The organism is Ensifer sesbaniae (genome assembly GCF_013283665.1).
In the GTDB taxonomy this organism is placed as follows: Bacteria; Pseudomonadota; Alphaproteobacteria; order Rhizobiales; family Rhizobiaceae; genus Ensifer; species Ensifer sesbaniae.
The window spans coordinates 1110072-1130095 of sequence record NZ_JABEKU010000002.1 but is presented as its reverse complement, the minus strand read 5'-3'; the positions used below and the strand labels follow the sequence as shown (position 1 = coordinate 1130095).

At 61.6% G+C, this 20024-nt stretch carries 21 protein-coding genes and 1 tRNA gene; 10 read left to right on the top strand and 12 right to left on the bottom strand.

What is annotated here, in order from left to right; genetic code table 11:
• Positions 1 to 45 precede the first annotated feature (45 nt).
• On the bottom strand, positions 46 to 273 hold the full coding sequence (locus tag BHMPCIPO_RS22925; protein ID WP_173519115.1) for a hypothetical protein: 228 nt from the start codon (positions 271 to 273) through the stop codon (positions 46 to 48).
• Positions 274 to 385: 112 nt separating this feature from the next.
• Positions 386 to 562: a hypothetical protein gene (locus BHMPCIPO_RS22920; RefSeq protein ID WP_173519114.1), complete on the bottom strand. Its 177-nt coding sequence runs from the start codon at positions 560 to 562 to the stop codon at positions 386 to 388.
• Between the two features lie 296 nt (positions 563 to 858).
• Here BHMPCIPO_RS22920 and BHMPCIPO_RS22915 point away from each other — a divergent pair, with 296 nt between their 5' ends.
• The 4 genes from BHMPCIPO_RS22915 (at position 859) to BHMPCIPO_RS22900 (ending at position 3159) form a co-directional block, all read left to right on the top strand.
• Positions 859 to 1455, top strand: a complete 597-nt coding sequence (locus BHMPCIPO_RS22915) for a helix-turn-helix domain-containing protein (protein ID WP_173519113.1) — start codon at positions 859 to 861, stop codon at positions 1453 to 1455.
• A 792-nt stretch (positions 1456 to 2247) separates the two neighbouring features.
• Positions 2248 to 2448, top strand: coding sequence for a hypothetical protein (locus BHMPCIPO_RS22910; protein WP_173519112.1), 201 nt, complete (start codon positions 2248 to 2250; stop codon positions 2446 to 2448).
• A gap of 305 nt (positions 2449 to 2753) precedes the next feature.
• Positions 2754 to 3008, top strand: a complete 255-nt coding sequence (locus BHMPCIPO_RS22905; RefSeq protein WP_173519111.1) for a DUF4429 domain-containing protein — start codon at positions 2754 to 2756, stop codon at positions 3006 to 3008.
• Positions 3009 to 3063: 55 nt separating this feature from the next.
• Positions 3064 to 3159, top strand: a tRNA-Sec gene (locus tag BHMPCIPO_RS22900).
• Positions 3160 to 3327: 168 nt separating this feature from the next.
• Here BHMPCIPO_RS22900 and BHMPCIPO_RS22895 read toward each other — a convergent pair.
• Genes BHMPCIPO_RS22895 through BHMPCIPO_RS22855 form a run of 9 tightly spaced genes read right to left on the bottom strand, consistent with a single transcriptional unit; the run spans position 3328 to position 12635 of the window.
• A complete protein-coding gene (locus BHMPCIPO_RS22895; protein ID WP_173519110.1) occupies positions 3328 to 4221 on the bottom strand; it encodes an intradiol ring-cleavage dioxygenase in 894 nt (297 codons plus the stop codon).
• 3 nt (positions 4222 to 4224) lie between these two features.
• Positions 4225 to 5979: an FAD-dependent oxidoreductase gene (locus BHMPCIPO_RS22890; protein ID WP_173519109.1), complete on the bottom strand. Its 1755-nt coding sequence runs from the start codon at positions 5977 to 5979 to the stop codon at positions 4225 to 4227.
• On the bottom strand, positions 5972 to 7057 hold the full coding sequence (locus BHMPCIPO_RS22885; protein WP_173519108.1) for a branched-chain amino acid ABC transporter permease: 1086 nt from the start codon (positions 7055 to 7057) through the stop codon (positions 5972 to 5974). The genes BHMPCIPO_RS22890 and BHMPCIPO_RS22885 overlap by 8 nt, the downstream gene beginning before the upstream one ends.
• A 10-nt stretch (positions 7058 to 7067) precedes the next feature.
• The gene (locus BHMPCIPO_RS22880; protein ID WP_173519107.1) at positions 7068 to 7931 is read right to left on the bottom strand and encodes a branched-chain amino acid ABC transporter permease; all 864 of its coding nucleotides are present in this window, start codon (positions 7929 to 7931) and stop codon (positions 7068 to 7070) included.
• A complete protein-coding gene (locus tag BHMPCIPO_RS22875) occupies positions 7918 to 8640 on the bottom strand; it encodes an ABC transporter ATP-binding protein (RefSeq protein ID WP_173519106.1) in 723 nt (240 codons plus the stop codon). The genes BHMPCIPO_RS22880 and BHMPCIPO_RS22875 overlap by 14 nt, the downstream gene beginning before the upstream one ends.
• Positions 8637 to 9356 (bottom strand): ABC transporter ATP-binding protein, encoded by a 720-nt coding sequence (locus tag BHMPCIPO_RS22870; protein ID WP_173519105.1) that lies wholly within the window; start codon positions 9354 to 9356, stop codon positions 8637 to 8639. Before BHMPCIPO_RS22870 ends, BHMPCIPO_RS22875 begins: the two co-directional genes overlap by 4 nt.
• Before the next feature lie 40 nt (positions 9357 to 9396).
• Positions 9397 to 10677, bottom strand: coding sequence for an ABC transporter substrate-binding protein (locus BHMPCIPO_RS22865; RefSeq protein WP_173519104.1), 1281 nt, complete (start codon positions 10675 to 10677; stop codon positions 9397 to 9399).
• A 39-nt stretch (positions 10678 to 10716) separates the two neighbouring features.
• Positions 10717 to 11778 carry a maleylacetate reductase gene (locus BHMPCIPO_RS22860; protein ID WP_173519103.1) on the bottom strand — a complete coding sequence of 354 codons (1062 nt, stop codon included), beginning with the start codon at positions 11776 to 11778 and terminating at the stop codon, positions 10717 to 10719.
• A complete protein-coding gene (locus BHMPCIPO_RS22855) occupies positions 11775 to 12635 on the bottom strand; it encodes a dioxygenase family protein (RefSeq protein WP_246304513.1) in 861 nt (286 codons plus the stop codon). Before BHMPCIPO_RS22855 ends, BHMPCIPO_RS22860 begins: the two co-directional genes overlap by 4 nt.
• 104 nt (positions 12636 to 12739) lie before the next feature.
• Here BHMPCIPO_RS22855 and BHMPCIPO_RS22850 point away from each other — a divergent pair, with 104 nt between their 5' ends.
• Complete coding sequence (locus BHMPCIPO_RS22850) at positions 12740 to 13690, top strand: LysR family transcriptional regulator (RefSeq protein WP_173519101.1); 951 nt, start codon at positions 12740 to 12742, stop codon at positions 13688 to 13690.
• Between the two features lie 180 nt (positions 13691 to 13870).
• On the opposite strand, the gene BHMPCIPO_RS22845 is transcribed toward BHMPCIPO_RS22850, so the two are convergent.
• Positions 13871 to 14920 (bottom strand): LacI family DNA-binding transcriptional regulator, encoded by a 1050-nt coding sequence (locus BHMPCIPO_RS22845; RefSeq protein WP_173519100.1) that lies wholly within the window; start codon positions 14918 to 14920, stop codon positions 13871 to 13873.
• A 290-nt stretch (positions 14921 to 15210) separates the two neighbouring features.
• On the opposite strand from BHMPCIPO_RS22845, the gene BHMPCIPO_RS22840 reads away from it, so the two are divergent.
• The 5 genes from BHMPCIPO_RS22840 to BHMPCIPO_RS22820 are packed head-to-tail and all read left to right on the top strand — an operon-like array spanning position 15211 to position 19972.
• Positions 15211 to 16488 carry an amino acid ABC transporter substrate-binding protein gene (locus tag BHMPCIPO_RS22840; protein ID WP_173519099.1) on the top strand — a complete coding sequence of 426 codons (1278 nt, stop codon included), beginning with the start codon at positions 15211 to 15213 and terminating at the stop codon, positions 16486 to 16488.
• A gap of 26 nt (positions 16489 to 16514) precedes the next feature.
• Positions 16515 to 17312 (top strand): ABC transporter ATP-binding protein, encoded by a 798-nt coding sequence (locus BHMPCIPO_RS22835; RefSeq protein WP_246304512.1) that lies wholly within the window; start codon positions 16515 to 16517, stop codon positions 17310 to 17312.
• Positions 17312 to 18040 (top strand): ABC transporter ATP-binding protein, encoded by a 729-nt coding sequence (locus BHMPCIPO_RS22830; RefSeq protein ID WP_173519098.1) that lies wholly within the window; start codon positions 17312 to 17314, stop codon positions 18038 to 18040. Before BHMPCIPO_RS22835 ends, BHMPCIPO_RS22830 begins: the two co-directional genes overlap by 1 nt.
• Positions 18041 to 18050: 10 nt before the next feature.
• Entirely contained in the window at positions 18051 to 18929 is an 879-nt protein-coding gene (locus tag BHMPCIPO_RS22825) for a branched-chain amino acid ABC transporter permease (protein WP_173519097.1), read from the top strand.
• Positions 18929 to 19972, top strand: a complete 1044-nt coding sequence (locus BHMPCIPO_RS22820) for a branched-chain amino acid ABC transporter permease (RefSeq protein ID WP_173519096.1) — start codon at positions 18929 to 18931, stop codon at positions 19970 to 19972. Before BHMPCIPO_RS22825 ends, BHMPCIPO_RS22820 begins: the two co-directional genes overlap by 1 nt.
• The last annotated feature ends 52 nt before the right edge of the window (positions 19973 to 20024 follow it).

Genomic DNA, 20024 nt, shown 5'->3' with positions numbered 1-20024 from the left:
ACCGCGTTGGGTAGCAAAATGGTAGCAATGATGTTCCCGTGCTGTTCACGGTGTCGCCGGCAGAAACCCGCTCACCAACTGCAGGTGCGTAAAATCTGGATCTCCATTTTCTCCGCCGACGAACGCGTCACAGGTCACCATGTGGGCGGCCTTGAAATGGACTCCTTCGATCGTCGCCGGCCGGTAGGAGCACAGCGCCCCACCGGTTCGCATCATCTCGGCGGCGATGTCATCAGGCACATCACCGCCTGGAAGGCTGTCATAGCGCCCCATAGCGGCCCTATGGGCGTCTATAAGGGCTTGGAGGGTTGATAGGCCATCCATCTCCCATCCTCCCCCTCAGAACGTGAATGCTGTCACAATGAGCGGGCAGCCGTGCTCGGGATCAGATCCGCCACCGCTTCACGCTCGGTATCGCGACAGAGTCCGCAGCCTGCAGTTCTTCGATCGCTGCCTGCATGCGTTCCTCCGGCGTCATAACAGGATCGTCGACCGCGGCCGGCGCCGGCAAGGGAATGGCGGTACCGATGACGCCACCGGCCGTACCTGCAGGGCCGCCCAAGAGGGTCTTCTGCTGATCGCGCTCATAGTGTGTAGCTCCCGGCCAGACCAAATCCCGGCCATTGTTCGGCTGCGCCGTCGCTATCAGCGATGCCCATCTCCGCGGGGTCCCATTCCCGCTCGTCCTCCCATTCCCGGTCATCGTCAGCGATACCGGCCTCGGAAAGCCACTGCGGGCCGTGGAAGGGCCAGGCAAGCGCCGGCTCAAGGTCGGGGCGCCGTCGATCTCATCGAGCAGAGCAATCACCCGCTCTATGTGAGCTTCGAGGCGATCGCGGATTTGCAAATCAGTGTCGAATGGGGCGTGCAGCCCTCAATTGGAGCACCCAGGAACTCGCACAAAAGGCGGGTGTGGGAGCAAACACGGTCAACCGCTTCGAGGCGGGGCAAGATGCTCGCGTGAGCAGCGTCGAGAGGATGACCACTGCCGATTGGGCGTTAGTCATAAGCCTGTGCTCGTTTTTCGTGTCTCTTGCGTGCTTTATCTGGAACGTTTGGTCGAAGTTTATCTATCCAAAGGCCAAAGTCAGCGTTCATTTCTCCGTTAATACGATTATTGGCGGCAGTGATGACGGATTCAAGGTCATCTCCTTGCTTGCGACAAATCTCGGGCCGGGGAATGTTACGCTCTACTTGGCGGTGGACCGTTCTCGCAAGAGATGGTTCAAGAAAGTTCAGCTCTTTATACTGAACCCCCTTCACGATTTTCCGATTGAGAAGATCACACACCCGGAATGTTCAGCGGCGGTCTTCCGAAGAAAATCGGCGTGGGTGAGAGCTTCACCGCCTACTTCACGCTTCGCCATGAAAGTCTACGCGACGAGCCGCTCGTCGATGTCGGTTTTGAAGAGACGTTTGGCCGTCGGCATTGGGCTCCCAGGAAAGCCGTTGTGAAAGGGCGGAACGCTGTTGTAACTGCCTTTCAGAACGCGTGACGTCTCGTCAATTGCTCTCAAAATCTCTGCGTGGGACGCCGATTTCCGCCGTCCAGCGTGGCGCCTGCATCAAGACAAGGGCGAACGCGTGTGCCCGAGCATTTGCCGCTGCAGGGCGAGGCCTTTTGATTTCCGATTTGAATAAATTTCAATCACGCCTATATTGGAGGCATACGGTCCCTCTCGCCTGCTGACCACGGATGTACTGGCAGCGGCGGGAGGAGATCACGGAAGGGCCGGATCATCCGGCCTTTTTTGTTGCATCGTCTAGCCGAGATGGGATCGAACTATTCCGTAGTCGAGCTCACCCGTATCCGACGACCGGTGCCACAGAATATCCCACGTACCGAGATCATCGAGGCGCGGCAGCACTCGGACTCTAGCATCATCATCTGGGCAACGTTCACGGAGCAAGTCTTCAACCGCGGTGCTTCCACCATTCTGCCAGGCCGACACGTACTCATCATCATTGAACGCCATGCGGACGACCCTTTCCTCTCCTATGACCGAAGCCGATAACTGATCGCGGAAGCATGTTCCCTCAAAGTGCCGTCGTCCTGAAGGAAAAGCTCTAGTCTGCCAATGTGCTCCAGAAATTACCTTACGGGTCGCGCCGCCCCTTTCCCTCCGACACGATTGGCGAAAGCCACTATCCGAAAGGGTTGAAGCGGCATCCGCCGGATGGGTAAATCGACAAACTTCGCTGTTCGTCTAAGATGTCGGCCCAGGGCGCTTTCCAGGGAGGCTGGGAATGACCAGGGACGATTCTCGGATCAAACAAAAATTGGCGCAGATCGACAACCATCGCCGCCAGGCGAAATTCGCGGAAGACCGAGCCGGTATGCTGTTAGAGGATGCGCAGTATTCGTATGCGCACATTGCGCGTCTGAAGCGCGAGATTTTCGAAATCGAGAGCAGCCAATCCGAAAGCAGCTTCTTGCTGTCCCAGTAGATCGTCATGGATGCGCCGCACTACAGGGCCGATCCGCCCGACCAAATCTTGCACCAGATGGGGCGGCATGTTCTCCTGATGACTACTTGTAGGCTCTTCTCCACCCGGCTTCGTGAGCCGCCTCCTCAGAACAGAACCACCGCTCCCAGTCCAAGTAATTGACCCCCCTCCCGCCGGACGATAACACACGTTAAAATTTAGAGAAGGCTAAATAAGCCTTGACTGCAACTTGCGCTGTGAGAGCATTGCACCATCATGGTTGTAGAGCGTGGGGGGGCTAACATGAAGTTGCAGGGCGTCGGGGGGTGATCGAAATTTTCGAGGACAAGCTGGTTATACAGCGCAAGGGGGCGCTCGCGTTCCTTGCGCATGGACTGTCCGGTGAAAAGAGCATCCCGTTTAGCAGCATAACGGCGGTGCAGTTCAAAAAGGCTGGCTTCACCAATGGGTATATTCAGTTGTCTGTAGCGGGCGGGGTTGAGAGTGGCGTATGGGACGCCACGACCGACGAGAATACGGTCATGTTCACGAGTGCAAACCAAGCGGCTTTGCTGAATTAAAGGCTTATGTCGAGGTGGATCGCCAAAGAGAAAAGACAATAGAAGTCAAATGTTTGGAGGAGATGCATGCCCGGTGGCATGTCCGGACTTCAAATCCGGGAGGGGCTGACAGACGGTCCTTGGTGGGTTCGACTCCCACTCTCTTCCGCCAAGGCGGAACCTCACCCTTGCGTGGGCGCATTCCGAAGACGGCCTGCTTCCGCGTCCAAGGCACGGCGCGCCAAGAGTGCTCGGCGTGGTTGTGCCGCGGAAGGGCCCGCGGCCTGAGCGACGGTACTTTTCCGGATCACCTCGGCAAGGTAGTGGTTCCTGGATCGTGTCAGCGGGTGCCGCCCTTTGACCGCGCCAGCACGAAGTCGTGGTTCACTTCCCAGAAGCGGTCGGAGAATCCGTATTCCTTGGCGCGTGCCGGGTCCTCAACGTGCCGGAAGGTCGCGAGCAGGCTCTGTTTCACACCGAATACCGCATCCGAATGGATATACGGATCATCTGGATCGAAGATGTGGGTAATAAGCGTCTCGTACCCGTCGGCCTTGATGATGTAGTGGAGATGGGCCGGGCGGTTGGGGTGGCGGCCCAGATGCTCCAGCATCTGACCGACCGGACCGTCATTCGGGATCGGGTAGTATTTCGGCTTTACCGCCCGGAACCGATATTCGCCGTCAGGCCCTGTGCGAAAGACGCCGCGCAAATTAAATTCCGGCTGGATGCCCTTCTGCTGCACGTCATAGAAGCCTTCGTCATTGGCTTGCCAGACGTCGATCAGCGCATTGGCAATTGGCCTGCCCTCGGTGTCGAGGATGCGTCCGCCGACGACCATCTCCTCGCCCTTCTGGTCGAGGCAGATGTTGGCCCCCATCTCGAGCTCCGGCGCATCCTGCACGTGAAACGGCCCGAGCACGGTGCTTTCCGAGGCACCCGACGGTTTGCGGTTGTTGATGGCATCGACAAGCATCGAGACGCCGAGCGTGTCGGACAGCAGGATAAACTCCTGCCGCCATTGGTTGCACATCTGCCCCGTGCGTGTGAGGAAGAGGATGGCCTCCATCCACTCCTCCTGCGTCGGCTCGATTTCCCGCACCGCCTCGTGCAGCTTGCGCGTGACCACTTCCATGATCTGCTTCAGCCGTTCGTCCTTGGCGTTCCTGTTGCGGCCGGTGACGACCTCGATCGAGTTTTCTTCGGTGAAGAAGCCTTTCTCATGCGCTTCCATGGATCACCTCCCAAGGACTGATGTCATGACCCGGCGAAGGTCTGCGACGGGATCTGCCGGCAGCCCTTTCGAGCGCCAGCAGACATGATGGTCAGGACGCACGAGAACGATGCCGCTGTCACGCACTTCGCTGAGTGCGGCCCAGTCGCCGGTGAAATCATCCCAATGCTGCCGCGCGCCGATGACGTGGGCCGCAATATCGACACCAAGCTCGTGGCCGACGACCTTCGCCGCTTCAATCCAGCCCTGTCCGCCGATCCCGGTGAGCACGGTGAACCGGCCGTGGCCGGTGAGATCGAGCGTCGAGGCCTTCTTGCCGTCATTCGAAAAGACCCAGGCATGCGGAACCCGGGCCCCCGGCCAGGTGGTCTGCTGGAAGTGCAGTTCTGGGTCCTTGGTAAAGACCGGCTCGGGCTGACCATCGGTAACGATCGCATCCGAACGATAGCGCTGGTTCATCTCGACGCCGTGGGCGTCGAACTCGTAGACTTTTGCGGCGATCGCCTTGCGGATGCTGGCGCGCTGTTCTTCCGCCGCCGGCGTATCGCGGCAGCGCCCGTCCATGTTCTGCTGCATCTTCACGGGATCGATGGAATCGAGCAGGCCGAGTGCCTTGAAGATCGGGCCGAACTCTTCAATCGACTTGTTGGCGCGCGTGACGATCTGCTTGGCGACCGGTGCCCGCTCCGCGGTGTAGGTATCGAGCAGCGTTTCGCCAGCCTGACCTTTCAGCACGAAGGCGAGTTTCCAGGCAAGGTTGAAGGCATCCTGGATCGAGGTGTTGGAACCGAGCCCGTTCGATGGCGGATGGCGGTGCGCGGCATCTCCCATGCAGAAGACGCGTCGGTTCGACATCGTCGTCGCGTACATATTGTTGACCGTCCAGGTCGAGACCTGCTTGATCGTAACATCGAGATCCTGCACGCCGACCAGGTCGCGCACCACCTTCTTCGCGTGGGCTTCGTCTACGGCCGGTGCCGGCTGGTTGATGTCGTATCCCCAGACGATCAGCCACTCGTTCCAGGGGCGGACCATGCGCACGAGGCCCATGCCGATACCGCCGACGTCGGCTCCCGGTTGCAGCACCCAGTAGAGCACCGAAGGGCGATGCGCGACGTAGCGCGACAGGTCCGCCTCGAACAGGATGTTCATCGATCCCGCAACGCCCATCCGGCCCTCGAAGCTGAGTCCGGCATCCTCCGCGACCTTCGAGTTGCCGCCATCCGCGCCGATCAGATATTTTGAGCGAACGGTGAATTCCTTGCCGGTCAACCGGTCGAGACAGGTCGTGGTAACCCCGTCGTCATCCTGCACATGGCTGAGATATTCCGTCGACATCCGCGCCTGGGTGCCGCGTGAGCAAGCCGTCTTGAACAGCAGCGGTTCCATGAAGGTCTGCGGAAGGTCGTTCATCTGGCTCGGCGAGGAAAGCTGGTGTTCGGCGCGTGAGACCGGATGTTTGCCCCAGCTTTTCATGCGGCCGATCTCTTCGCCGGCAAGCGAGGTGCAAAAGACGTTCTCGCCCATCAGATCCTGCTCGGCGGCGAACATATAGGCTTCGTCCTCCACGTCCCGGCCGAGATCGCGTAACACCTCCATCGTGCGCTGGTTGGTGATATGGGCGCGCGGGGTGTTGGCCAGCCAGCGGTAGCGGTTGATCACCATGTTTTCGATGCCGTAGCTCGAAAGCAGCGCGGCGGTGGCGGACCCGGCCGGCCCCGTGCCGATGATGAGTACGTCGGTTGTGATGTCAGCCATTTGGTCCTCCCTTAGGCGTGTGTGCGGGTGGTCCGCCGATCAACGTGCGGCGGACCGGAAAGAGCTGGATGCCGGTGCGATCGGAGAACAGACCCCAGAGGCCGCGCGGCGTAAAGAGCATGACGAGGATGCCGATGACGCCAAGGACCAGCAGGTACCAGGAGCCAAAATCCGCAAAGAGCTTCTGCAGCAGGAAGAAGAGAACGACGCCGACGATCGGCCCTTCGATGGTGCCAATGCCGCCGATCACGACGATGAAGATGACATAGGCCGTCCAGTCGGTGACGGAAAAGGCCGCGTCCGGTGAGATGCGCGCCTTCTGCACATAGATCAGCGCACCGGCCACACCGGTGACGAACGCCGTCGCCACGTAGACCAGCGCCTTCATGCGCCGGGCGTCGACGCCGACGGCCCGGGCGGCCTGCTCGTTGTCGCGCACGGCGGCAAGGCCGAGCCCCTGCTTGCTGCGCAGCAGGCGGTAGATGAAGCCGATAGTCGCGAGCGCCAACAGGAGTGCGATCCAATAGGTGAGGGCATCGCTGGCCGCGGCCGCCTTCATGCCGAAGAGGTCGCGGATGAGGTCAACGCCTATCATATCGCGCGTGGCATCGCGCGGCAGCGAGGTGCCGGTGCCGCCGCCGAGCGCCTTCCATTGAGCAAGCAGCAGCCGCACCACCTCGGCCACCACCCAGGTGCCGATGGCGAAATAGGGCCCTTGCAGCCGGAAGGTGAAAAAGGCTGTCGGAATGGCAAGAAGTGCCGAAAGAGCGCCGGCAATCAGAATGGCGGCGATGGGATCGAGGCCAGCCAGAATGACCGCACCGAACATCGCATAGGCGCCAAAGCCGACGAAAACCTGCTGACCGACCGAGATCAGCCCGGCATAGCCGGCAAGCAGGTTCCAGTTCTGCGCGAGCACCAGCGTGGTCAGGATGAAGAAGAGATCCTGCACGACACCGCGGGACACGACGAGGGGAGCTGCAATCGCGAGCGCAAGGCCGGCAAATGCCGCCAAGGCTGCAAGCGATGAGGTTCCGCTCCGCGTTTCGACCTTGAAGGACGGAATGGCGATGGACATCGGCTTGACCTCAATCGACGGCGCGGGGGAATAGCCCGCGCGGCTTGATGACGAGAACGGCGAGGAAGGCGAGGTGCCCGGCAAGGATCTGCCATTCCGGATTGACGGCCGCCCCAAGTGTCTGCGCAACGCCGAGGATGACCCCGCCGGCAAGTGTTCCCCAGAGCGAGCCGAGGCCGCCGATGATCACCGCTTCGAAGGCGTAGATCAGCCGCGACGGACCTGACGTCGGATCGAAGTTGGCGCGCGTGCCAAGATAGAGTGCGGCGATCGTCACCACGACCATGGCAAGCCCGGTCGCGACCGCGAAGATGCGTTGTGGGCGAATGCCCATCAGCCCAGCCGTCACGATATCGTCGGACGTTGCCCGGAAGGCGCGTCCCAGCGCCGTCCGATAGATCAGCTGGTTCAGGCCGAAGATGACGGTGAGAGCCGAGAGAAAAGTTATCAACGGCATCAGGCCGACGTTGAGCGGGCCGAGACCGGTCGAAGCACCCTCCAGCGCACCGATGGAGACACGGCGGCTATCGGCGGAAAACGCTTCGAGCAGGCCATTCTGGAGGACGGTGGAGATACCGAAAGTAACGAGCAGCGGTGGCAAGACGTCGTTGCCGAGCGTGCGATTGAGCACGAAATATTGCAGTGCCCAACCGGCAACGAACATCAGCGGCGCGGCAATGAGTGCCGCGAAAAATGGATTGAGGCCGAGCGCCGAGGACAGCAGAAGGATCAGGAAGGCGGCAAGCACGATCAGGTCGCCATGGGCGAGATTGACGAGCCGCATGATGCCGAAGACCAGGCTGAGGCCGGCGGCAAAGAGGGCGTAGAGCCCACCGAGCAGAACGCCCTGCACGATCGTGTCAATGATGCTCATGGCGCGGCGCTCCGAAATAGGCCTGGTGGATCTGCTCGCGGGTCAGCGCCTCCGGATGCCCAGACAACGTCACCCGCCCTTCCATCAGGCAATAGACCTGGGTTGCGACCTTCAGCGCCTGGGCGATGTCCTGCTCGACGATGACGATCGAAGCACCGGTCTGGCGGATGCGCGGGAAGGCCGCATAGATGTCGCGAACGACGACCGGCGCCAAGCCGAGACTGATCTCGTCGCAAAGCAGCACGTCCGGGTTGGACATCAGCGCCCGGCCGATTGCCACCATCTGCTGCTGGCCGCCGGAAAGGGCTGTCGCTGGGTTGTTTCGACGCTCGCGCAGGATCGGGAAGAGCTCATAGACACTCTCGAGCGTCCAAGGTCCCTCTCCGTTGCGGCGATAGGCGCCGATCAGCAGGTTTTCCTCGACGCTCAGCGACGGGAACAGCCGGCGTCCCTCGGGCACCATGGCGATGCCGCGGGCAAGAACATCGGGTGCTGCCAGCGCACCGATCGGTTCATCGCGATAGACGATCATGCCCGGCTCGCTCGCGAGTATGCCGGAGATGGCGCGCATCAGGCTGGTCTTGCCCGCGCCATTGGCCCCGATGATCGCGACGGTTTCCCCCTTGGCAACGGCGATATCAACGCCGAAGAGTGCCTGGAAGTCACCGTAGAAGGCCCTGAGGCCCCTGGTTTCGAGCATCGCTGTCATAGCTCGATCCCCAGATAGATCTCCTGGACCGCACGCGACGCCATGAGCTCGTCGGGTTTTCCGATGCCGATCACCTTGCCGAAGTTCAAAACCAGCAGCCGCTCCACCACCGAGGTCAGCGCATGCAGCACATGTTCGATCCAGATGACGGCAACGCCCTTCTGCTGTATGGCACTGATGGTCGCGACCAACTGGTGGCATTCGGCTTCCGTTAAGCCGCCGGCGATCTCGTCCAGCAGCAACAGCCTCGGCTCGGTGGCGAGCGCCCTTGCCAGTTCCAGCCGCTTGCGCTGCAGCAGGGTAAGGCCGCCGGCCAGAACATTCGCCTTGTCGAACAGGCCCGTGTCCACCAGGATCTCGGCGCAGCGGTCACAGGCTTCCGCCTCGCGCCGCCGCGCGCCGAAACTGCCGGCGACGAGCAGGTTCTCAAAGACGGTCAGTTTTTCGAAGGGCTGCGGGATCTGGAAAGTCCGCCCCATGCCCGACAGACAGCGGCCCATCGGCGGTGTTCGGGTGACATCCATGCCGCCGAAGCGGACGGTGCCACTGTCGGGGGCGATGTTGCCGGCAATCAGGTTGAACAGCGTCGACTTGCCGGCGCCGTTCGGCCCGATGATGCCGAGCGCCTCGCCCTCGCCGACCGAGAAGCTGATCTCGTCGGCAACGGTCAGCGCGCCGAAGCGCTTCGAGATCCGCTCGAGTTCTAACAGAGACATGCCTGACCCTCCTCGGTCACCGTCCCACGCCTTGAGGCGCTCACACGATCGCTTCCATTTTCCCGCCGACGGGAATGTTCGGCGCCGTCTTGTTGTCGGTGATGACGAGGTCGTAACCGCCGCTGTCCTTGAGCCGCCATTGACCGCCGACGAGCGGCGTCTTGGCCACGTTTCGAGCGGCAAAGGGCGGCAAGCCTTTACCGTCCCAGGCTACGGGACCGACGAGCGTGTCGAGCCTGGTGGCGGCAATCGCCTGAGCCAGCGCATCGCCGTCGGTCGGATCGTCGGCCCGCGTAACGGCGTCGACGGCCAGTTCGAAGAGGGCGTGGGCAAAACCGATCGGCTGGGTCCAGGGCCGGCCGGTCGCCTTGGTGAAGGCTTCGGCCACTTGAGCGGATGTCTCGCCAGTTAGCGACGAGGCGAAAGGATGGCTCGGCGACCACCAGACTTCCGACGAAAGATTGTGCCCAGCCTTGCCCAGCGTTTCGACTGCCTGCGGAAAGAGCAGGGCCTTGCCGATCGAGGCGACCTTCGGCACGAAACCCTGCTGTTTGGCCTGGTTCCAGAAGGTCGTGAAATCAGGGGGAATGACCACGCCGGTGACGATCTCGCATCCGCCCGATTTGAACGCATTGATCTGCGCCGAGAAGTCGTCGGTCATGTTCTGGTAGCGGCCGGGATCGGTGAGGCCATAGCCAAGCTTTTCGAGGACTGGAGGGAAACCCACGGTCCCGTCGCCCCAGGCATTGCCGTCGCCATCGTTGGGAAAGAGCCCGCCGACCTTGTGGTTCGTCTCCACCTGAGCCCACATGTTGGTGAAGACGGCGATGACATCCTCGAGACCCCAGAAGAAGTGATAGGCATAGTCGAACGGTTTCCACGAGGCTGGATCGCCGGGATTGCCTTGCTGGCCGATGAACCAGGGTTGCCATGGCGCGACCGTCGAGATGCAGGGCATTTGCTCGGCTTCGCAGGTGGTTGCGACCGGGTTCGTCGTCTCCGGCGTCGAGGCGACAAGGACGAGATTGACCTCGTCAACGACGATCAACTGCTTGGCGACTTCCGCCGCCCGGTTGGGATTCGACTGGCTGTCCTTGACGACAACCTCGAAGTTCTGGCCCTTGGCCTTGGTTGTCGCCAGGAAGGCATCGATCACGAACTTGTCGGCTTCGCCGAAGGCGGCGAGCGGCCCGGACTGCGGGCTGACATAGCCAAGCTTGATTGCCGTGCCCTTGGCTATCGCCGGCATCGAAAGTGCCGATGAAAAGGCGACAGCGCCACCTGCGGCTGTCGTCTTCAGAAAATCGCGTCTCGTCAGCATGGTTCCTCCTCTCAATGCCCTTCCTCCCGAAGGGTGTCATCAGTTCGTCGGCCGGTTGCCCTCCCAGGCATCCTGCAGCAGCGCCCGAATGGACTGGCGGTCGATCGGCCGCGGGTTCCAGTAGGGGTTTTCGGTCGCAATCGTGGCTGCGCGATCGAGGTCGGCTTCGGAGAGCCCGAGATCTTTCAGGGCAAGCGGCGCGCCGAGCGACTTTGCGAAATCCCACAGGCCACCGCCAACCGAACCGCCGAGCATCCGGGCCACGGGCCCAAGCAGGTCAGGCAGGGCCGCGGCGTTGTAGCCGGCCGTATGTGGCAGCATGATTGCGTGCGTTTCCGCGTGCGGCGTGTCGAAGGTGCCGCCGAGCGTGTGGCAAATCTTGTGATGCAGCGCCATACCGACCGTGCCGAGCACGGTGCCCGAGAGCCAGGCTCCGTAAAGCGCCTCGGCTCGCGCCTCGCGATCTCCCGGCGCCTCGACGATCCTCGGCAGGCTCGTCTTGAAAGCGAACAGGCCTTCGGCTGCCATCAGCGAAGAGATCGGGTTACGGTCCTGCGCATAAAGTGCTTCGACCGCATGGGCCATGGCATTGAGCGCGCTCGTCACGCTCATGCCGACCGGCAGGCCAAGCGTCAGTCCCGGATCGTAAATCACCACTTCCGGCAGGATCGAAGCATGCCGAACGGTCGTCTTTCGGCCGCCTTCCGTTTGTCCGAGGATCGGCGTTACTTCCGAGCCGGCGTAGGTCGTCGGGATAACGACTTGAGGCAGGTCGGTGCGATAGGCGATCGCCTTGCCGAGCCCGGTGGTGGAGCCCCCGCCAAGCGAGACGAGGCAGTCGGCGCCGCTTTGCTTGACCGCTTCCATCGCTTTTGCCGTGATATCGATCGGCGTATGCATCACAGCCCCGGCAAAGACGCCGACGGCAAGTGGCCCGAGCCGCTCCGCCAGTGTTTCCGCGTCTGCCCGTTGATGGGGCGTTGAAAGCACCAACGCCCGTTTGCACCCAAGCTTTTCGACCCAAGCTCCTGCCTCGTCGCTCTTGCCTTCGCCAAAGACGATGTGCGCTGCGCTGCCCTGATAGGTGAAACTGTTCCTCACGACGCAGATCCTTGCCTTGCCCTCGCCATCAGGAACTTGAAGTCCAGCCGCCAGCCGGACTTGCCGCCGATGTCGAAGCATTTGAATTCGTGCACCAGTTCCGGCTTGACCCCGAAGATCGCGTCCTCGTCGATATGGGGATCGCTGCCGTCGTAGATATGCGTCGTAATCGGATGGAATCCTGGGGCGGTGACGATGAAATGTAGATGGGCTGGGCGCCGGAGCGAGCAACCCGCTTGACCAAGGAGCTTGCCCACCGGCCCGTCTACCGGGACGCTGTAGCCGGTCGGGCGCACCGTCAGGTAGTCGAACCGTCCCTCCCGGTCCGTTTTGAAGACGCCGCGCAGATTGAACTCCGGCTGCAGGTCCGGTTGCTGGTTCTCGTAGAAACCGGCGGCGTTCGCCTGCCAGGTCGTGACCTCTGCGCTCTCGATCGGGTGCCCGTCGAGGTCGAGCAATTGTCCGAAAACCGCCAGCCGCTCGCCGACGCCATCGAGCGAGATATTGCTGCCGGAAGCGCGCTGTGGCGTGTCGGCGCGAAAGAAGGGCCCACGGACAGTATTGGGCGTCGCCTGCTTCGGCCGACGCGAATTGATCTCGTCGACCAGCGCCGAGGCACCAAGCAGATCAAACAGCAAACCCCATTCCTGCCGCCGCTCGTCGGTCGTGTGACCGACCTCGGTCAAAAATTCGATCATCTTGCGCCAGTCGGCGGCGCTGGGGCGCAATTCCCTGATGAGCCCGTGGAGGTGGGTCACGACCGTGCGCAGCACCTGCGGCAGCGCGCCGTCATCGGCTTTCGAAATTCGCTGTGCGAAAGCCTCGGCGAAGGCTGTTTCGTTAGGATTCGAAACCATCGCGCCCCGCATCACACTCCTCCAGACACTTGGCTGAAATGAAAGCTACCACGGGGCCCAGGCGCGATTGATGATTTTACTCTCAGTTAATATAATCAATTGTTATGAAGATAGACGAACGCCATCTTGTCCAGCTCGCTGCGGTCGTGAAAGCGGGCGGCGTCACCGAAGGCGCGGCGCTGCTCGGGCTGTCGCAGCCGGCGATCTCCCGCACCATTGCCATGCTCGAAAGGCGCCTGGGCGAACCGCTTTTCGTCAAGGGGCGGCGGCCGCTGCAGCCGACACCGCTCGGGCGCGCGCTCGCCGATCACGGTCAGGTCATGCTGTCGGCCTCGCGCAAGGCGTCCGATACGATCGAGAGCTTTCGCCTCGGCAAAAGCGGTCTCGTACGCGTGGGCGGCACGCCATTTTTCATGGACGCCTTGATTGCGCCGATGATCGCAGACTTCCAGGTGCAAAACCCTGACGTCCGGATCGACCAGAGCTACGGCTACATGGCCGATCTGCGCGCTGCCTTGAAGGGCGATCAGATCGATCTTGCCATCTGCCCGATCGACATTCTTGAGGAGGGATCGGGCTTGGCGTTCCAGAAGGTGCTTCCCGGTCGAAACGTCGTCGCTTGCCGGGTGACGCATCCGCTTCTGCTGAAGAGACGGCCGCAGCCGTCGCAGCTTCTCGAATATCCCTGGGTGGCGCCGCCGCCGGGAAGCCCGCTGCTTGCGGATCTTCATAGCCTGCTGCTCTCCTTCGGGGCGACCGAGATCAAGATACGCTACACAGGCGGCTCGCTGATGAGCCTCGTCAATTACCTCAAGGGTATCGACGCCTTGACCGTGCTTCCGCACAGCGTCGTTTTTGCGCTACGCAACGAAAAATCGATCACGGCACTTCCGGTTTCGGTCCCGCACCCGGAACGCGCTCTCGGGCTCTTGAGCCGCGCGACCTCGGCGCATACCCCGGCCATCGAGAAATTCTCGCAACATATCCGCCACAGCTTCGACCGGCTTCAGCACCTGATCCATCGACATGAACAGGCCGTGGTGTGGGGTGTTTAGCTGAATAGGCGCCCACGCTAACCCGGTGACCGCAAGGCAGCTGTGTTTGGCCGAGCTTACGAATGTGCTCGGCGAGCGGATATCGCCGCAGTCTGATGTAGGCGAGTTCAAGAATCTGCAGTCAATGAACCCTTGATGAACCGCTCGAACTGTTCGACGATCTTGTTTGCCCGGTCCCTGTTATCGAGAACTCGGGCCGCCGGCGGCCACGGGGGCCGTGCTCTCCCTGGCGACGAGTTCCACGGGCAGAACGGTTTCGAGTGGTATCGCGTCGTCTTCGGCGGAATTAACCAGCCGCATCAGCAGTTTCGCTGCCGTACGACCTGCCTCGTACTGCTGAATGCGAACGGTCGTGAGTTTCGGTCGGATAAGGTCGAGCAGCGGCATGTCGTTGAAGCCGCTCACGGAGATCTGCCCGGGGCAGTCGATGCCGCGGTCGCGCAGGGCTTCGATGGCGCCGAGCGCCAGCCGGTCGTTGGCACAGAGGACGGCAGTGAAGACATTACCGCCATCGAGCAGTTCAAGAAGGCAGCGGGCTCCATCCTCCTCGTTGAACCGGGTCGCCACCCGGATAAGCGCCTCGTCGACCTCTATCGCCTGGTCATCGGCTGCTTTGCGGAAGGCGGAGAGGCGGAGCTGACCGGTGGAAAGTTCCTGCGGCCCGGCGATATGGGCGATGCGGGTGTGGCCGAGCTCTTTCAAATGCCGCAGCATCTCGCATATACCGGCATCTTCGTCATTGACCACGCTGGGGATCGTGGATTGCTCCACCTTTCTGTTGAGCGTGACGACGGGCAGGCCGTCTTGGGCAGCCCGCGCGATCGAAGGATCGCTTCGCAGCACGGCAGCGTGGATGATGCCGTCGACGCCTCGGTCGCGAAGCACATCAAGCAGGCGAACCTCGCGGTCGCGCTCGCTGTCGGTGTTGACGATGATCGCGGCATAGCCGAGCGGTTCGAGCACACTTTCGATGCCGCGCAGGATCGGCGGGAAGACCAGGTTGGTGATGTCGGGAATCATGACGCCCACGGTCATCGTGCGGTTGGTGCGCAATCCGGCGGCGATGCGGTTCGGACGATAGCCGAGCCGTTCGGCCGCGGCCTGAATGCGATTGGCGACGTCGTCGGTAATCGACTTGCGTTCGATGGGGTCGAGCGCCCGCGAGACGGTTGAGACGTGAACGCCGGTTTCGCGGGCTATGTCTTTGAGCGTAATTCTCTTTTTCTTCATTTGGTTACTCCGTCCGTATCCCATTCTACCGCGTTCGAGCGTCGAGGCAATCGATTGCACAATCATCTTGACGCGACATATTAGCCGTGTTAGATACATTACGCAATCGATTGCAAAGGCGTGGCCGATACGAGGCGGCTGTGCCAAGCTGTGCCCTAATGACGATGGAGGAGATCGCAGGGCACGCGCCAGGCGTTTATTAGTTTGTTTTGCGTCCGTGTATGCAATCGATTGCATGACATAAGGGGCAATGAAGACAACCGGTAGCCGATTTGATGGGAGGAGCATCGATGACTCTGGCAAGAATTCTGGCAGCAACGACCGCAATGGTGTTTGCAGCAACCGCCGCGCACGCGGAGAGCATCCGTATCGGCGCGTCGCTGCCGATCACAGGCGGCCTGTCCGTCAGCGGCGAAAAGCACAAGCGGGGCTACGAGCTCTGCACCAAGCTGATCAATGAAGCGGGCGGCATTCTTGGCCGGCAGGTCGACCTGATCGTCAGCGACAATCGTTCCGATCCGGCGACCGCCATCAACCAATACGAACGCTTCATCAATGTCGACAAGGTCGACGCCGTCTACGGGACGTTCTCGAGCCGCCTGACGTTCCCCGTCGCCGCGATCCTGTCGAAGTACAACATGGTGCACGCGGTTCCCTCCGGCGGCGCATTGCGCATCTACGAGCAGGGCTACCGCAACCTCTTCTATTTCCAGGTGAGTGCGGCCGAATATACCGGAAAGGACGTGACCGCTGTCATCCACGACCTGATCCCGGCAGGCGAGGGGCCCAAGAGCGCTGCGATCGTGTCTGCGGACGACTTCTTTGCCAATGCGATTGCCGCCGGCCTGCTCGGCGAAAAGGTCAAGGATCCGGCGACCGACAAAGAGATCGCCGATCTCGCTCCGGGCTACCTCGCCAATGCCGGCATCAAGGTCGTGATGCAGGAGAAGTGGCCGGAGGAAGGCTTCAACGACTGGCTGAACCTCGCCAACTCGATCAAGCGCTCCGGCGCCGAAATGGTCGTCGGCCTCACTGCCTCGGCGGAAGAAGCCGTGCAGTTGACCCGCGCGCTGAAGACCGTTGGGGCCACGCCGAAACTCGTTTACCTGAGCCAGGGCGCGCAAAACGAATTCATCGAAGGCGTCGGCAAGGACGCGGCCGACGGCGTCATGATCCACACCACCTGGCACAAGGACGTGCCCTTCGAGAGCACGCTCGCCGGCAAGCCGTTCAGCAATGGCGATTTCGTCAAGGCTTTCACCGCTGCCTACGGCGTCGAGCCGGACGAGGACAGCGCCATCCCGTTCGCTGTCTGCCAGGGTATCGAGCAGGCAATCACTGGCGCCGGTTCCACCGACAATGCCAAGATGGCGGAATGGCTGCACGCGCGCACGAAGGATGCACCCGTGCAAACGGTGCTCGGCCGCTTCAATTGGGATGAGCGCGGCCTCGCCCAGAACAAATCCCACATCATGACCCAGTGGCAGGGTGGCAACCTCAAGTTCGTCTATCCGAAGGGCGAGTTCGAAGGCGTCGTGCCCTTCAGCTACCCCAAGGCCGGCTTCTGACCGGTGAAGCCGACGCGAGGCGGTAAATGTCCGGCTCGCGACATTCCTGTGGACTGAAGGAACGGGAGGTCGAGCGCATGCTCGAAGTCAGGAATCTCTGCAAGCACTATGGCGGCATCAGAGCCGTCGACGGTGCGAGCTTCACCGTCGAGAAGGGATCGATCACCGCATTGATCGGCCCGAATGGCGCCGGCAAAACCACGGCGTTCAACTGCATCAGTCGCACCGTCACGCCGACATCGGGCGAGATCCGGCTCGACGGCGATCGCATCGATCATCTGAGACCACATAAGGTGACGGCGCGCGGCTTGAGCCGAACCTTCCAGATCTCGCGCAATCTCGCCGAAATGACGGTTATCGAGAACGTCATCGTGCAATCGCGGGTCGATGGCTGGTCCGGCCTGTTCCGTCCCGCCATGAGCGCGGAGGAAAAGGACAAGGCGATGTCGATCCTGGAGTTCCTGGGCATCACCCGCATCGCCTACGAGGACGGCCACAATCTCTCCTACGGGCAGAAGAAGCTGATGGATCTTGCGGCTCTGCTGATGTCCGATCCCAAGATCATCCTGCTCGACGAACCGGCAGGCGGCGTCAACCCGTCACTTCTCGAAGAGATCATCGGTCACATCCGCGCCTTGAACGAGAAGGGCCTGACAGTGCTTATCGTCGAGCACAACATGGACCTGATCATGCGTCTTTCGCACAAGGTCGTGGTGATGGCGCAGGGGCGCGTCATCTGTTCGGGGACGCCGGATGTCGTTCGCCAGGATCCGCAGGTGCTCGAAGCCTATCTTGGTGGCATCCTGGAAGCGGAGGCGGCGTGATGAGCGAGCTTCTTCAGGTCACCAACATCACCGCCGGCTACGGCGATGGTCCGGCGATCCTCGACGGCGCCCATCTCACCGTCGAACCCGGCAAGGTCCATTGCATCATCGGCCCGAACGGCGCCGGCAAATCGACCCTGATGAAAGCAATCTGCGGCATGCTGACGATCCGCAAGGGCGACGTGATCTTCAAGGGCAAGCGCCTGAACGGCATGCGCCCGGACCAGATCCTGCGCGAGGGCATCTGCTTCGTGCCGCAGGAGCGGGCGCTGTTCCCGAAAATGACCGTGCGCGAAAACCTGCGTATGGGCGGCTTCATCCTCAACGACCAGAAGGAACTGGAGCGGCGGATCGACGGCATTCTGGAGCGGTTCCCGATCCTGCGCGAGCGCGCCGACCAGCACGCCGGTACCATGTCCGGCGGCCAGCAGCAGACGCTGGCGATGGCCCGCACGCTGATCATCAAGCCCGCCATCGTCATGCTCGACGAGCCATCGCTCGGACTCGCTCCGAAGGTCATTCAGGAGATGTTCGACATCATGAAGATGATGTCGGCGGAGGGCGTCACGGTGCTACTCGTCGAGCAGAACGCCTTGATGGGGCTCAAGAATTCCGATTGGGGCGTGGTGCTCGACCTCGGCCGCACGCTTTTCGAGGGCCCAGCCGAGATGATCCTGTCCGACCCGCGCATCCAGGAACTCTATCTCGGCGGCAAGAAAGCCGCCTGAAGGAGCTATGATGGCTGAAATACTTCAAATTCTGATCTTGGGCCTAGCTCTCGGTGGCGTCATCGCGCTGATGGGCTCCGGTCTGTCGCTGGTGTTCGGGGTGATGCGCATCGTCAACCTCGCGCACCCGTCGCTCATCATCGCCGGTGCCTACATCACCTATTGGGCGTTCAAGCTTCTTGGCGTCGATCCGATTGTCATGCTGCCCGTCGCCTCCGTCATCATGGCGGCTATCGGCGTGTTGCTCTACCGCCTGATGCTCGAGAGGCAGACGAAAAGCGCCAAATATTCCGAGATGACCGTGCTCCTGACTTTTGCGCTCGCCATGGTCGTCGAAGGCGCGCTCGGCGGGCTCTTCACCAACACGCAGCGCATCGTCTCGCCTGACTATGCGACCGATGCCTTCTTCATCGGTGACCTTTTCATCCCGAAGGGCCAGCTTTACGCCGGTATCGTCTCCCTGACGATCATCGTCGGACTGACGCTGTTCCTCAAATACTCCCGTCTTGGCTATGCTATCCGCGCAACGACGCAAAACCGGGAGGCGGCAGAGCTTCTCGGTGTCAATGTCAACTTCATCAGCGTGCTCGCCTTTGCGATCGGCATCGGGCTTGCGGGCGCGGCCGGTTCGCTGGTCAGCTTCGTCTTCAGCTTCTTCCCGGCGAAACACGGCGAGTGGATTGCGATGCTGATGTCCGTCGTCGTGCTCGGCGGCATGGGCAGCATTCTCGGCACGGTCGTGGCCGCGTTGTTCCTGTCGGTCATTGCCGCCTTCGTCGGCGCCTGGATTGGCGCGACGTGGTCGACGTTGACCTTCTTCGTCGCTCTTTTCCTCATCCTGCTCGTCCGGCCCCAGGGGCTGTTCGGCGAAAAACCGGAGATGGCATGATGACCGTCACGCTTCAGCAATCCACTACCAGCGGCGTCCTCGAAGCGCGCCGCCTGCACAACGAGAAGCTCGCCCGCAAGGCCGACCAGACGCGGGCAGCCTGGTTCCCGCTCGCCTTGATGGCGGTTCTTGTCGCCTTGCCGCTGCTGCAGCTTACCGGCAACTACAACTACGTGCTGCACATGGTGCTCTTCACCGCGAGCTATGTGGCGATGGCCTCGGGCTGGAACATCCTCGGCGGCTTCGCCGGTTATATCTCGCTCGGCCACGCCGTGTTCTTCGCGATCGGCGGATATTTCTCCGGCATGATCCTGGCCCGTTTCGGCGTCTCGACGATCGTCACCGCGCCGCTTGCCGGCCTCGTCGCCGCCGTAATCGGCTATCTGATAGGCATGGTCACGCTCAAGGTTCGCGGTCCGAGCTTCATCATCTCGTCAATCGCGCTCCTGATGATCGCCCGCATCCTGTTTGATAACTGGGAATTCGTCGGCGGTGCCAATGGCGTCACGCTGCCGGTCACCAGTCTACCGGTGCTCTGGGCGAAGATCCCCTACTACTACGCCATGCTGGCGATCGCCGCCTTCAGCGTCTGGGCGAGCTATCGCATCAAGCACTCCAAGTTCGGCCTTGGCCTCAGGGCGATTTCCAAGGACGAGATCAAGGCGGAAAGCGCCGGCATCGACACGCGCTTCTACAAGGTCATGGCCTTCGCGCTCTCGGCCTTCTTCGTCGGCATGGCTGGCGCCGTCTGGGGCGAGTACATCACCTATCTCCGCCCCAATATCTTCCTGATCATGCCGATCGCGGTGAACCTCGTGCTGATGGCGATCCTCGGCGGCAAGGGAACCGTTGCCGGCCCTGTCATCGGCGCCGTGCTGATCGTTGCGCTCAACGAGCTCTTCGTTGCCATGATGGGCGCTTCGGAACTCAACATCCTTGGCACCGGCCTGGTGATGGCGCTCGGGCTGATCTTCTTTCCGCTCGGCCTGGTGGGAACGCTCGCGCGACGCGGCAAGCTGCCGCGTGTGCTCAACTGGGACTGAGCTCCAGCCCCGACACATCGAACCGCAACATGACTGACCTGCAGAACCGCAG

What these genes read in the sequence shown, in the direction of transcription:
- BHMPCIPO_RS22880 (WP_173519107.1), bottom strand. Translation starts at nt 7,931, where the DNA reads ATGAGCATCATTGACACGATCGTGCAGGGCGTTCTGCTCGGTGGGCTC.
- BHMPCIPO_RS22855 (WP_246304513.1), bottom strand. Translation starts at nt 12,635, where the DNA reads ATGGTTTCGAATCCTAACGAAACAGCCTTCGCCGAGGCTTTCGCACAG.
- BHMPCIPO_RS22835 (WP_246304512.1), top strand. Translation starts at nt 16,515, where the DNA reads ATGTCCGGCTCGCGACATTCCTGTGGACTGAAGGAACGGGAGGTCGAG.
- BHMPCIPO_RS22865 (WP_173519104.1), bottom strand. Translation starts at nt 10,677, where the DNA reads ATGCTGACGAGACGCGATTTTCTGAAGACGACAGCCGCAGGTGGCGCT.
- BHMPCIPO_RS22870 (WP_173519105.1), bottom strand. Translation starts at nt 9,356, where the DNA reads ATGTCTCTGTTAGAACTCGAGCGGATCTCGAAGCGCTTCGGCGCGCTG.
- BHMPCIPO_RS22895 (WP_173519110.1), bottom strand. Translation starts at nt 4,221, where the DNA reads ATGGAAGCGCATGAGAAAGGCTTCTTCACCGAAGAAAACTCGATCGAG.
- BHMPCIPO_RS22875 (WP_173519106.1), bottom strand. Translation starts at nt 8,640, where the DNA reads ATGACAGCGATGCTCGAAACCAGGGGCCTCAGGGCCTTCTACGGTGAC.
- BHMPCIPO_RS22915 (WP_173519113.1), top strand. Translation starts at nt 859, where the DNA reads ATGGGGCGTGCAGCCCTCAATTGGAGCACCCAGGAACTCGCACAAAAG.
- BHMPCIPO_RS22845 (WP_173519100.1), bottom strand. Translation starts at nt 14,920, where the DNA reads ATGAAGAAAAAGAGAATTACGCTCAAAGACATAGCCCGCGAAACCGGC.
- BHMPCIPO_RS22925 (WP_173519115.1), bottom strand. Translation starts at nt 273, where the DNA reads ATGGGGCGCTATGACAGCCTTCCAGGCGGTGATGTGCCTGATGACATC.
- BHMPCIPO_RS22890 (WP_173519109.1), bottom strand. Translation starts at nt 5,979, where the DNA reads ATGGCTGACATCACAACCGACGTACTCATCATCGGCACGGGGCCGGCC.
- BHMPCIPO_RS22820 (WP_173519096.1), top strand. Translation starts at nt 18,929, where the DNA reads ATGACCGTCACGCTTCAGCAATCCACTACCAGCGGCGTCCTCGAAGCG.
- BHMPCIPO_RS22910 (WP_173519112.1), top strand. Translation starts at nt 2,248, where the DNA reads ATGACCAGGGACGATTCTCGGATCAAACAAAAATTGGCGCAGATCGAC.
- BHMPCIPO_RS22885 (WP_173519108.1), bottom strand. Translation starts at nt 7,057, where the DNA reads ATGTCCATCGCCATTCCGTCCTTCAAGGTCGAAACGCGGAGCGGAACC.
- BHMPCIPO_RS22825 (WP_173519097.1), top strand. Translation starts at nt 18,051, where the DNA reads ATGGCTGAAATACTTCAAATTCTGATCTTGGGCCTAGCTCTCGGTGGC.
- BHMPCIPO_RS22840 (WP_173519099.1), top strand. Translation starts at nt 15,211, where the DNA reads ATGACTCTGGCAAGAATTCTGGCAGCAACGACCGCAATGGTGTTTGCA.
- BHMPCIPO_RS22850 (WP_173519101.1), top strand. Translation starts at nt 12,740, where the DNA reads ATGAAGATAGACGAACGCCATCTTGTCCAGCTCGCTGCGGTCGTGAAA.
- BHMPCIPO_RS22830 (WP_173519098.1), top strand. Translation starts at nt 17,312, where the DNA reads ATGAGCGAGCTTCTTCAGGTCACCAACATCACCGCCGGCTACGGCGAT.